7 protein-coding genes and 2 pseudogenes are annotated in these 12634 nt (G+C 60.5%); 8 read left to right on the forward strand and 1 reads right to left on the reverse strand.

What is annotated here, in order from left to right:
- The first annotated feature begins 6 nt into the window (after positions 1–6).
- The 7 genes and pseudogenes from P0086_RS00990 (at position 7) to P0086_RS01020 (ending at position 11708) form a co-directional block, all read left to right on the forward strand.
- Positions 7–3861 carry a glycosyl transferase gene (locus tag P0086_RS00990; RefSeq protein ID WP_275782107.1) on the forward strand — a complete coding sequence of 1285 codons (3855 nt, stop codon included), beginning with the start codon at positions 7–9 and terminating at the stop codon, positions 3859–3861.
- A gap of 2 nt (positions 3862–3863) precedes the next feature.
- Positions 3864–5183 (forward strand): glucoamylase family protein, encoded by a 1320-nt coding sequence (locus P0086_RS00995; RefSeq protein ID WP_275782108.1) that lies wholly within the window; start codon positions 3864–3866, stop codon positions 5181–5183.
- 57 nt (positions 5184–5240) lie between these two features.
- A complete protein-coding gene (locus P0086_RS01000; RefSeq protein WP_275782109.1) occupies positions 5241–7592 on the forward strand; it encodes an ethanolamine ammonia-lyase in 2352 nt (783 codons plus the stop codon).
- A 10-nt stretch (positions 7593–7602) separates the two neighbouring features.
- Positions 7603–8376, forward strand: a complete 774-nt coding sequence (locus P0086_RS01005) for a MarC family protein (RefSeq protein ID WP_275782110.1) — start codon at positions 7603–7605, stop codon at positions 8374–8376.
- 2137 nt (positions 8377–10513) lie between these two features.
- Positions 10514–10715 (forward strand): annotated as a pseudogene (locus tag P0086_RS01010) (hypothetical protein).
- The gene (gene xth / locus P0086_RS01015) at positions 10696–11490 is read left to right on the forward strand and encodes an exodeoxyribonuclease III (protein WP_275782111.1); all 795 of its coding nucleotides are present in this window, start codon (positions 10696–10698) and stop codon (positions 11488–11490) included. The pseudogene P0086_RS01010 and the gene xth overlap by 20 nt, the downstream one beginning before the upstream one ends.
- Positions 11487–11708, forward strand: coding sequence for a hypothetical protein (locus tag P0086_RS01020; protein ID WP_275782112.1), 222 nt, complete (start codon positions 11487–11489; stop codon positions 11706–11708). The genes xth and P0086_RS01020 overlap by 4 nt, the downstream gene beginning before the upstream one ends.
- Before the next feature lie 358 nt (positions 11709–12066).
- Here the strand turns inward: P0086_RS01020 and P0086_RS01025 are convergent, their stop codons facing one another.
- On the reverse strand, positions 12067–12252 hold the full coding sequence (locus P0086_RS01025) for a DUF3606 domain-containing protein (protein WP_148179120.1): 186 nt from the start codon (positions 12250–12252) through the stop codon (positions 12067–12069).
- Between the two features lie 184 nt (positions 12253–12436).
- On the opposite strand from P0086_RS01025, the pseudogene P0086_RS01030 reads away from it, so the two are divergent.
- Positions 12437–12592 (forward strand): annotated as a pseudogene (locus tag P0086_RS01030) (IS5/IS1182 family transposase); the annotation flags it as partial.
- Between the last annotated feature and the right edge of the window lie 42 nt (positions 12593–12634).

Raw genomic sequence — 12634 nt, forward strand, 5'->3', positions numbered from 1 at the left:
CTATGCATGGTCCGACCGGTTGAAACAATCGCGAATGCCGATGCGACCGACACTCCGGCAGCATTGCCTGAGATCGCTTTGCTTTCAAACGGACGATACAGCGTCCTCGTTACCGAGGCCGGATCGGGATACGGATCCTGGCACGGCCTCGACGTGACGCGCTGGCGGGCAGATGCCACCCGGGATTGCTGGGGCCAGTTCTGCTACATTCGTGACCTTGCGAACAATCGGGTCTGGTCGATTGGCCGGCAACCGATCTGCAGGGGGGAGGGAACCTATGCGTGGGACTTTCACGGTGACAGCGCCGAGTTTCGCTGCACGGTCGAGGATATCGATGTCACCTGGAATATCTTCGTCGTCTTGGACTGCGATGCGGAAGTGCGTTTGCTTCGGCTCGTCAATACCGGCACTAGAACGAGAAGGCTCGAACTTACGAGCTACGCTGAGATCTGTCTGAACGGCCGGCGCGCCGACAGTGCCCATCCGGCATTCGCCAAACTCTTCATCGAGACGCGGTTCGATGCAGACACCGGGGCCTTGTTCGCAAGGCGCCGTCCGCGCAGCGCCGCCGACAAACCCCTTTGGGCATGTCACGTCTCTGCATCAAGCGCTGGCGATGACCATCCCCTCCAATTCGAAACGGACCGCTTACAGTTCCTTGGCCGCGGGAATTCGCCATCGGATCCACAGGCCCTGGAGCCCGGGGGCAGGCTGTCGGGGACAACAGGGCCGGTGCTTGACCCGATATTCAGCCATCGGCGAACTCACTCCCTGGAGCCATCCAGCGAAATATGGGTGGCCTTTGTCACGGGGGCGGCCGACAACGAGAACGAGATTCAAGCCGTTGCTAAACGCTTTGCAAGTATCGACGCGGCGGGAAGTGCGCTTTCAGAGGCAAGGTCAGGCTTTGCCACCGTGCTTGCTTCCACCAGTCTCACGGCGAAGAAGGTGGCGCTTTACAATGAAATAGCCGGAAACCTCGCCTTCTCGCGCCGCAACGTTTCAGCCGCGGTGGCGCTCGGAAAAGCGCCGCCGAACAGGGGAGCGCTCTGGTCGGTCGGAATTTCCGGTGATGTGCCTCTCCTGCTTCTCCATGTGGACAGAGCCGAGGACAGATCTCTTGTCGGCGAACTCATCGATGCGCATGCGTTCATTTCCGGGCGCGGTCTTCCCTTCGATCTTGTCCTCCTCGATGAACATGGCGCGGTCGAAGACAGCATGCTGAAGGTAGAAGGAGGGGATGTGAAGCTCGGCGGGCCGGGCGGTGTACACATCCTGTCTGCGGCCGCAGTTTCGGCGGACGCGAGGGATGCAATCCTTGCTGCTGCCTGCGTTGTCCTCCGCTCGGGTGGAACGGCGCTTGCCGATCAGTTCGTGTCCGGACCGGCCGTCAGACAAAAATTCTTGCGCCATGTCCAATATCCGCGAAGGGCCAGCAGGAGGTCGCGGGGCTCGGGACGGCCCAACCTGTCGTTCTGGAACGGTCGTGGCGGGTTCGCAAGTGAAGGGCGCGAGTATGTCGTGGCGATCGACGACGACAGAGGGACGCCGACACCGTGGTGCAACGTCATTGCCACCCAGGCGTTTGGGTGCCTGACGAGTGAGAACGGACTTGGCTACACATGGGCGGGCAACAGCCAGCTCAACAAGCTCACGCCCTGGTCGAACGATCCGGTTTCCGACGCGCCGGGCGAGGTCGTCTATCTGCGCGACGAGCAGACCGGAGAACTCTGGTCGCCAACGCCTTTACCCCTTGGTCGGGATCTCGCGACCACGGTGACCCATGGACAGGGCTTCAGTCGCTATGAGAGCGCTCGCGGAGCCCTGCATCACGAAATGACGGTCCATGTCGCCGAAGCGGACCCCGTCAAGATCGTGCAGCTTGCCATTCGCAACGACGGATCTGAGCAGCGCACCTTGACCGCCACCTATTTCGTCGAATGGGTTCTTGGAACGCTGCGCGAAGAGGCATCCGGACGGGTCATATGCGAACGGGATGTCGAGAGCGGTGCAATTGTCGCGCGAAGTGCCTGGGACGGGGATTTCGCCAGAAAGGTCGCTTTCATTGCGGCAAGCCGCCTGCCGCGATCCTTTACGTGCAGCCGGCTGGAATTTCTCGGCAGAAACGGCTCCGTCGCTCAGCCAATCGGTCTAGCCGCCGCGAATTTCAGCGGGAGCGTTGAAACGGAGGGTGATCCTTGCGCTGCAGTCATGGTCGAGGTTTCGGTGTCGCCCGGTCAGGCCGCCGAGTTGGCGTTCGTGCTCGGTGAGGTCGACAGCCTCGATGAGGTTCGCAGGCTCGTCCGAAAATACGCCGAGGCGGGGAGCGCGCAGCGGTCTCTTTCAGGCGTCTGCAAGCAATGGGACCGGGTGTTGGGTGCAGTCACCATTCGGACGCCTGATGCCGCCTTTGACCTGATGATGAACCGATGGCTGCTCTACCAGGTCCTGGCCTGCCGTGTCTGGGCACGAACGGGCTTCTATCAGTCCGGCGGCGCATACGGCTTCCGGGACCAGCTACAGGATGTGGCAGCTTTGGTGCACGCCGCACCCGACGAAGCACGCAGGCACATTCTTCGTGCGGCCGCGCGCCAGTTCACCGAGGGAGACGTTCAGCACTGGTGGCACCCCCCGTCCGGCGTCGGCGTGCGGACCCGCATGACGGACGATCTCTATTTTCTGCCCTTCGTCGTCCAGCACTACGTAACGGTGACAGGCGATCGCGGGCTGCTCAGCGAACAGGTCCCGTTCATCACGTCGGCCGTTCTCAACGACGAACAGGAAGAGAGCTTCGGTATTCCCAAGGTCAGCGAGGAGACCGGAACCGTCTACGATCACTGCTGCCGTGCGCTCGAGTACGGGTTCCGGCTCGGCCGCCATGGACTTCCGCTCATGGGAACCGGCGACTGGAACGACGGCATGAACAGGGTTGGTGCGAAGGGTAAGGGCGAGAGCGTGTGGAACGGCTGGTTCTTTCTCTCCGTGCTCAGCGGCTTTGCCGGGATCGCGTCGGCCACAGGCGACGAAAAGCGGGCCGCTTGGTGCCGAGAGCGTGCCGAAGCCTTGCGGAACTCGCTCGAGACGTATGGCTGGGATGGAGCATGGTATCGCCGCGCCTATCTCGACGACGGCACGCCACTCGGTTCGTCGGTGAACGACGAATGCCAGATCGACGCCATTCCCCAGGCCTGGGCCGTCATCTCCGGTGTTGCCGATCCCGAGCGCTCGCGCGGTGCCATGCAGGCGGTATGGGAGCGCCTCGTTCGTCCGGAGAGCAAGCTGATCAAGCTCTTCGATCCGCCGTTCGACAAAGGAGCGTTGCAACCCGGCTATATCAAGGGCTACGTTCCCGGTATTCGCGAGAATGGTGGCCAGTATACCCATGCGGCTGCATGGGTCGTGCTTGCGACCGCACTGCTCGGCGACGGCGACCGCGCCTTCGCACTCTGGAGCCTGCTTAACCCCGTCAATCACGCCCTCACTCCGGAAGACACGGAACTCTACATGGTCGAGCCCTATGTCGTGAGTGCGGATGTCTATGGCGCGGTACCCCATGCCGGCCGTGGAGGCTGGACCTGGTATACGGGATCGGCCGGCTGGCTTTATCGGGTCGGCCTAGAAGCCATCCTCGGCATTCACCGCCGAGGTCATCAGTTGCACGTTGAGCCATGCATCCCCACCGACTGGCCAGGCTTTGAGGTCGACTATCGATATGGCGCTGCGACCTATCGCATCACTGTGAGGAGGGCGCCTCACGCCGGGCGCGGTGTTCTGAGCATCGACGGGATGCAGTCGGCCGAAGGCCACATTCCACTCGTGGACGACGGTCGCATTCATGATGTCCAGATGATGGCTGGCTAGCCATGGAAGAGATGCTCTCGACTGATCCGGAACTGAACCGCATGCCGACAGACGAGGATCTCGGTCGACTGCAATTCACGACGCTGCTGTACTACCTGCACTGCACCAATCCGGACAATGGACTCGTGCGCGACAAGACGGCCTCCGACGCGCCCGCAAGCATCGCCGCGGTCGGCATGGCGCTTGCCACCATTCCGGTGCTGGTGGAGCGCGGGATCATCATCCGCAAGTTCGCAGGCAAGATCGCCCGGCGCCGTTTGAAGTTTCTGCTGGAATGCCCGCAGGGGCCGGAGCCCGACGCATCCGGTCACAAGGGCTTTTTCTACCATTTCCTCGATATCGAAACGGGCCGACGGGTCTGGAACTGCGAGATGTCGACGATCGATTCCGCGTTCCTGTTTGCCGGGGCCCTGACGGTCGCCGCCTATTTCGACGGCGACGATGCGGAAGAGGCCGAGATCCGCCGCCTTGCAAACACGCTGTACGAGCGGGCCGACTGGAACTGGGCCTGCGACAACGGCTTGACGCTGACCCATGGCTGGCGACCGGAGAGCGGCTTCATTCCCTATCGCTGGCGCGGTTACGACGAAGGCCTGCTGCTCTACATCCTGGGCCTTGGTTCGCCCACCCATCCGCTGCCGCCGGAATCCTATGCTGCCTATACCGAGAGCTATGACTGGCGAAACATCTATGGTCGAGAACTGCTCTATTCGGGGCCGCTGTTCACCCACCAGCTTTCGCATATGTGGATCGACTTCCGTGGCATTCGCGACGAGTTCATGCGCGAGCACAACAGCGACTATTTTCGCAACAGCCGTCACGCCACCTTCGTCCACCAGCAATATGCCATCCGGAACCCGATGAACTTCGTAGGCTACGGCGAGTACTGCTGGGGATTCACGGCGAGCGACGGACCGGGCTGGATCAAGCGCACCGTCGACGGCACGGAGCGGGAGTTCTTCGACTACATCGCCCGCGGCGCCCCCTTCGGGCCGGACGACGGGACCGTGTCGCCCTGGGTGGTCATCGCCTCGCTGCCGTTCGCGCCAGAGATCGTCATTCCGACCGTCTGGAACTTTGCACGCATGAACCTCGGCATGTCGCGGCTCTACGGTTTCAAGCCGTCCTTCAACCGTTCTTTTCCGCTCAAGGACAGCGAGACAGGCTGGTGGGTCAGTCCGTGCCACTTCGGCATCGACCAGGGACCGGTGGTGCTGATGATCGAAAACTACCGCACGGGTCTCCTGTGGGAGATCATGCGCGGCTGCGAGCCGATCGTGGTGGGCCTCAGGCGGGCCGGGTTCGAGGGCGGATGGCTGTAGCCGTTGAAGCGTGACACAACGCCGGTCGCATCTGCCTCCGGCAGGGAGGAACTGGTCATGAGGAAATGCGTGCCCTCAAGTCAACCCGACGGACTGTCCAGACGCGATCTCCTGTTCTTCGCGGGGGCTGCCACCGCCGGTCTCACAGTCTGCAGCCATCTTGCAAAGGCGGCCACCGACGGCGGCACGATCGCGATCCGGGACGTGAACCGGGGCGAGGGCGTCTTTGCCTACATAGGCAGGACCAGGGGCGGGTTCGAACAAACGGCTTATCGCCAGGTGATCGGTGCCGCAAATGAGTTCAAGGAAGGTGACCGGGCCATCGGAGTGGGTGCGGAGGATGCCGCGACGCGTGCGAACGCTCGTGCTCTGCTAGCAAACACGACGATCCGGGATCTCCACGACCATCCCTTGTTCGAGGACGACCTGCAGAAACTGATCTGGCAGACCACCGACCAGGCCCAGTACGAGAAGGTCAAGGACTGGACGATGGGGCAGTTGAAGGAATTCCTGCTGGCCGGATCCGAGGAGGACATCAAGAGCGTCATGCCCGGTCTGACCAGCGACACCATCGGCTGCGTGCCGAAGCTGATGAGCAACGAGGAACTCATCATCGTCAGTCAGAAGATCTTCAACGTCATGCCCGGCACGAAGCTCGGGGCGAAAGGGTACATGGGAGCCCGCATCCAGCCGAACTCTCCGACCGACCATCCAGAGGACATCGCCTGGCAGGTCTTCGACGCGTTCGCCTATGCGACCGGCGACATCGTCATCGGCACCAATCCGGTCGACAGTACGGTCGACAGCGTCGCCACCGTTCAACGCGCGCTCAAGGATATCGTCGACACTTTCCAGCTCGGCGAAACCATCCCCTGGTGCGTGCTCGCGCATATCGACGTCCAGGGCGAAGTGAGCGAACGCTTTCCGGGCACCGTCTCGACCATGTTCCAGAGCCTCGCCGGCACGGACGACTGCAACAAGATCTTCGACATCACGAACGAGAAAATCGTGAACTATGCGCGTTCGAAAGCGGGAGAGCGGTACGGTCTCTATTTCGAAACCGGGCAGGGTTCGGAGTTCACCAACGGTGCGGCAAACGGCGTCGACATGATGGTGCTCGAATCCCGAAAGTACGGTTTCAGCAGAGCGGTGGGCATCGAACTGGCGAAAGTGCAGCCCAGGGGCGCGTGGCTCCATGTCAACGACGTCGCCGGGTTCATCGGGCCGGAGGTCTTCAAGAGCCGCGAACAGCTCGTGAGGTGCTGCCTCGAAGACATGGTCATGGGCAAGCTGCACGGGCTTACCATCGGCCTCGATATCTGCACCACGCTGCACATGACCGTCAGCCTGGAAGACCTCGACTGGTGCCAGGACCAGATCATGCCGGCCAATCCCGCCTATCTGATCGCATTGCCGACCAAGAACGACCCGATGCTGAGCTATCTCACGACCGCATTTCAGGATCACGTGCGCATCAGGGACAAGTTTGGCTTCAAGGTCAACGATGCGATGTGGGACTTCTACAGGCGGATCGGGATCGTCGGCCAAGACAACACATACACCGAGCACTATGGCGACCCGCTCCGGGTCTACTACCAGTATCGCGTGGCCAAGGGCGATGGACGATCCAGGGACACGATCTACGCGGAAGGTCGGCAGAAGATGGGCGAGGTCGAAGCAAGGGGTGTCGACCTCGCCACGGGGCATGGAGCGAACATCTGGGATCTCAACCCGGCGCTGGCCGCCAAGGTGAAGGGCCTCTATGACGACGCCAAACTGTCTCTCTGGGCAGAGCTCACACCCGACTTCATTGCCAGAGTGCCCGACGTCGTCCCGATCCGGACCCCGTCCGCAGACAGGAACGACTACATCGCCCATCCGACGACCGGCGAAACGCTGAGCCCGGAAGCCACAAGCGAACTCGAAAGACTAAGAGCGTCCTGGGGAAGCAGCATCCCCAAGGGGCAGATCGTCATCTCGGACGGCCTGAACGCGAAGGCCATCATGGACGACGGACACCTTGCACCGTACCTCGACGAGATGCGCCGGCTGCTTGCCGAGGCCGACGTCAGCATGAGCGACCGGAACATCCTCGTCACCAGCGGAAGGGTACGGGTCGGCTACCGCATCGGCGAAGTCCTGTTCGCAGATGCCGATCCCAACAGCTTCAGGGGGATCCTCCACATCATCGGCGAACGTCCGGGCACCATGCATCATGCCTATTCCGTCTACATCACCGTCGCCAAGGGCAAGCGCTGGTCGGAGAAGGACATCGACCACGACATCACCAGGCTTGTGAGCAATGTCGCCGACACTGCCCTGCCGCCGAAGGAGGCGGCACGGGAGACGCTGACCATCATTCGGGAAATCGTTGGCAGGAACGTCAACGGCAGCCGTCGCTACGGATGACGGCAAAGGCATGTCGGCGATGGTTCGTACGCAAGCGAAAGGCGATGTGGAATATCGAGGGAAACGCAGCCAGGGCCGGCGAGGACTGGTCTGCGTGCTCGCAGCCGTCTGCGCTGCCGGGATTCCCTTGCAATCCCTGGCGCAATCTCCGCTCGGCGCGGACCTGCCGGAGGTGGAGTTCGGAGCCCGCAAGATCTTCCTCATGCTTTTCCTGATGCTCGGCCCGATCAAGATACTGGTGCCATTCAAGGTCCTGGCAGGCGGGCTCGATCGCGTCTCGCGGCGGCGTATCGCCACCAGGGCGATCCTGTTCTCGGCTGCGGCGCTGGCGATTGCCGGGTTGCTCGGGCGCACCATGCTCGAAAATCTGGAGATCTCATTGCCTGTCTTGGCGATGACCGGCGGGATTATCCTGTTCATCGTGGCGCTGCGGACCGTCCTGCAGCCGAGCGCTGATCTTCCGATCCGATCGTCGATGCCGAGCCAGACGGATCTGGGCATCGCGCTCACGCCGCTGGCCTTTCCAACGATCGTGACGCCCTATGGTATAGCCGCCGTGATCGTCTTTTCCACGTTGGCGGGCAACCGCCAGACGGAAGGTCTCACCGTGGCGGGCATCGTGCTGCTGATCCTGGTGCTCAACTGGGTGGCGATGATTTTCGCGGAGACGATCCTGAGGTGGATCGGGACATCGCTCCAGGTCCTGGCGGTCGTGCTCGGCGTTACCCAGGCCGCCTTGGGTCTGCAGGTTATCCTGCATAGTTTCAGTATGATTGCCTGGTAGCAATGATGCTGCCGGAGGTCATGGCAGCCAGGACGTGGGCTCGCGAATTGACGCGATCGAGATGCTTGGAGCAACCTGTCTCAGGGCGGATAGTTGCCAGCGCACCATTGGACATCGCCAATGCGAGTCACCGGAACAACAACAACAACAACAGAGTCCGACTGATTTGCTGGGCCAATGATCCAGCGCTCAATCGCGAGGCGTTGTTTCGATGGCGTCGAAACGGTCCGGGTAAAACGCGAGCTATCCCTGGCCGCGCCAACTCGCTGGCTCTGCAAGCGTCCCGCCCTGTGTTTATCAGTCACGCCGATGACGATGTGTGATACAGATTACTTTGCACGATGGTGCGCTTTTTCGGGGGCTGACGAGGCACCACCTTGGGAGGTTAGCGTGGGTGACAAGGCTATCGAGCATCTCGTAGGTCAAGTCGAAGGGCTCAGAGCGATAGCACAGGCCGCCCTTAGTGCCCTGACGGACTATACTGCTCACGACGCTTGCGTTCTGGAAGAGGTCCGTGCCGCCGCGCATGAGCTCATCAGGCGAGACAGACTGACCGCACCCGGATGCGACCCCGTTGTCATAAAGTCGGTAGCCGAACTTGTCGTCGACAAGATTGTCGCCAGCGCCGCCAATAAAGACACATAGAGTTCGGTTCAGCGCTCCGCAACGACAGTCAAAGATAGCACCAGGCCGACTGACTCGCGAAATGCTCGCCCACGAGAAGTGGATTACCGTAGGCAGAGAAGGCGGCGTAGCGCCTGAACTCAGACATTCCACACACCATACGTCAAACGACATAGACAGGGCGTATAACAGGCCGCACAATGTCCCATCGCTTCCATATGCATGGCAGGAACGACAGGGAGATGGCAGCTTCCGCCCAAACAGGGGGAGGAAGTTATGTCCAAGTCCTTAGAGTATGATGCCGCGGGTTGTCCGGTCTTCCCATGCGGGTCCAGCACGCGGATGTTCGGTCCGGATGATCTGAATCGCCTCCAGGAAATTTTCGAGGATTGCCTGGCTGAATGCCGGATAAATTCCGACAGCGAGCTGGCGGCATCCCTTGGTAACGCAATCATCCGCCTCTACTCCCGAGGAGAGCGGGATCCTACAGTTATTAAGGCGGTTCTTTTAACACCATACAAACGGCGATCACGTTAGCGCATTTGATCGTCTTGTCGGCGTTCAAGCGATGTTCGATCCCATCAGCGATCTGGTTTCCCCCGGCGAGCGCGTGAAGCTTCTTGATGCGGTGATTTCAACGTGCTGGTCTGTAATTCCGACGCGCAAAACTATCCCATCCTGATCGGGGCGGGGGGATCTGCGAAGATGTTGCGAAGCGAACTTCTGAGATCGGTGGCGATTCCACATGCATTATGAAGCGCGTCAACCATCGAATTCAAAAGCGTTGCAGGTGAATTCAACGGAACCTTACTCGCACACACAGGAAACTAATTCCGCAAGTGGGCTTCAGCGCGAGACGCACAAGGCAGATACCCTGTTGACCCCGCTGGACACGTCATCTCGAAAACGAGCCCTTTGATATCGGAGCCGTCAGGTTTGTTGGCGCAACGCTCTGGATCGACTTCCGCCTCAGCGGCGGTGATCCGGAACTCACGATGGCGGCTGCCCAGAGCGGGATGAACTATTGCCCGAGGTCAGTTTCGAAGCTGCCTTGTCGGAATCAAGCCACCACGCGTGTCATCACCAATGACGTTTCGCAAACAGGCAGTTGTGGCGACCTTGCCTTGGGGAAACGGTGGTCTTGACGCTCTCGCTCCGTCACCCAGGTCACGTTCAACCGAGTTTCGAGGGCGACCCGCTATCTGCTACGTTCCTGATATCGAGGACTCTATCGTTGAAGGGCCGCCGGCGCTGTGGTTTCATGGTCACGTCCATTGCACATGCGTAAACCGGGTCGGTGAGAACAGTGGTCGCCAAATCACGCTGCTATCCAGGAGAGGGGCTACGGTCGATCAGTGGCTTGTCGAAATCTGTAACATGCCTATCCAACGTTCGGCCTGCGGTTCAGCACTTGGTGCATGAGCAGACCAAAGAGTATGGCTGGGCGAGAGATTTGGAACTTTACGGCTTTCCTTGCGTCCTGTGGGGGGCGACCTGACGAACGGAGGCAGTGGTGTCAAAGCGTGAACTCATCGATATCGGGACCGACAAGCGCTGCATGCGGCGCGACGAAAGAAGGAAGTTCAAACAGTCAGTGGATGTCGGCCGTTCCCTGTTGCCGGACAGGAAACCAGAAGGCGAAGCACGACGCGAAGCCGGGCCACGGCGACAAGGGTGATCGCAAGAACTGCGACCGTGAAGATAGCCACGTATAACGTCAACGGGGTCAATGGTCGCCTGGCTGTCCTGCTGCGATGGCTGGAAGAGGCGTCACCCGACGTCGTCTGCCTTCAGGAGCTCAAGGCACCGGACCCGAAGTTCCCCGTCAAGGCTATCGAGGCTGCAGGATACGGATCGATTTGGCACGGCCAGAAGAGTTGGAACGGTGTGGCGATCCTCGCCAGAGACACGGAGCCAACGCTGACGCGCAAGGGCCTTCCCGGTGATCCGGAAGATCTCCATAGTCGCTATATCGAGGCAGTGATCAATGGGATGGTGATCGGTTGCCTCTATCTGCCCAATGGGAATCCCTATCCGGGACCGAAGTTCGAATACAAGCTGGCATGGTTCGACAGGCTGATGGCTTACGCGGCCGAGTTGCTGGAACTCGACGTGCCGGTGATCCTCGCTGGCGACTACAACGTCATGCCGACGGAACTTGATGTCTACAAACCCGAGCGTTGGGTGAACGACGCGTTGTTCCGCGTCGAGGTTAGAGACGCTTATAGTCGCCTGCTTGAACAGGGCTGGACGGATGCCCTTCGGCAGCTTTATGCCGGCGAACGCGTGTACACCTTTTGGGACTACTTCCAAGATGCGTTCGCGAGGGATGCTGGGCTTCGCATCGATCACTTTTTGCTCAGCCCGGATGCCACCAGGAGGCTTTCGGCCTCGGGGGTCGACAGGCATGTCCGGGGATGGTCGCACACAAGCGACCACGCACCGACCTGGATCGAACTTTCAGATAGGCCCATGGAGGAAGGTCAATGACGAATGATTGGCGCGCCGAGCTGCGCCTCGCACTAGAAGAGCTGGTTGATGCCGCCGTCGTCGTCGGCGCGCGCCAACAGGATGTCTACGCCGCCATTCTTGACGAGATTGGACAGCTTCGCCTCGCCTATCAACGAGACCCTGACCCCGCCGACGATGTCAGCGAACAGGTCATTGAAGAACCGTCCAACGATTGGCCCGCGGCCGACAAAGGCTGAGTGAAAATCCAGAATGATCCAGCAAGGCCCCATACCGATCATGGCCGGTCAGAGGGGATTGTAGAGCCGCGCGGGCAAAACCAGGAGAGGCGATGTTTGCAGCCAACGGCCAACTTGGAGGAGTTTGATCGCGAGCAAGATCCGACGCGTGAACGACTTCTTCGTCTTCGCCTCCTGGAGGGCCGGACCGCCGAAGCCAGGTTCCAGTCAGCCCTATCGACGTATTCGTGCCAGAAACCGGCGCTTCTCTAACCCGAAGTGTGTCGACGACAAGGCGAAATGTGACTGCATCACCTGCGTCCCCAAGGTGTCGAAATGTCGGCAGTTTTGGTCTGTAGGCCGAGGATGCGGGTCGCAGCTATCGTTTTAGACGATTAGCGGCGTTGTCAGCGGCATCCCTGTCGCCACCATGCTGTTTTACAATGCGTCTTGCATCCTCAGCCGAGATGCCGTGCTTCTTTGCGAAGTATGAAATTTCATAGGGCTGGCTGGTTGCCACATGCTCACGGTCTGGTTTTCCCACTTTTTTCTTGTTGTCCGACATTGGAACCTCCCTGAGTGACACGACCGTTAACGCATTGCAGGAGGCTCGGTTCCTCAAAACTCGTATTGAGGCCAGGCGGCGGGGGCAGCTTTCGGAATAGCGGCCGTTGAGCGCTTCTCCAAAATGCTTGACCCCGGTGTACAGCGCCGAGAGACAGCCGATCTCGACGCGCGCCTGCCGCCCCCAATACATACTCAATCGTTGGCCGTGGCTGATTCATGTCTTCGCCGATCGCAGTTATGCCGGACCGAAGATGAAGGGCGTATTCCAAATCATCGCTGCGTTCTCGCTCCGGTCTGTCAAGCGGACCGACAAGGGCAAGGGCTTCGAGCTTAGCCCGGAAAACCAGCGCATCAGCCGGACCCGGATTGCCGTCGCCCAC

The sequence above is a fragment of the Mycoplana sp. MJR14 genome (assembly GCF_029210525.1).
Taxonomy (GTDB): Bacteria; Pseudomonadota; Alphaproteobacteria; order Rhizobiales; family Rhizobiaceae; genus Mycoplana.

Coding starts and splice junctions, on each gene's coding strand:
- P0086_RS01025 (WP_148179120.1), bottom strand. CDS start 12,252: ATGTCGGACAACAAGAAAAAAGTGGGAAAACCAGACCGTGAGCATGTG.
- P0086_RS01005 (WP_275782110.1), top strand. CDS start 7,603: ATGTCGGCGATGGTTCGTACGCAAGCGAAAGGCGATGTGGAATATCGA.
- P0086_RS00995 (WP_275782108.1), top strand. CDS start 3,864: ATGGAAGAGATGCTCTCGACTGATCCGGAACTGAACCGCATGCCGACA.
- P0086_RS00990 (WP_275782107.1), top strand. CDS start 7: ATGGTCCGACCGGTTGAAACAATCGCGAATGCCGATGCGACCGACACT.
- P0086_RS01020 (WP_275782112.1), top strand. CDS start 11,487: ATGACGAATGATTGGCGCGCCGAGCTGCGCCTCGCACTAGAAGAGCTG.
- P0086_RS01000 (WP_275782109.1), top strand. CDS start 5,241: ATGAGGAAATGCGTGCCCTCAAGTCAACCCGACGGACTGTCCAGACGC.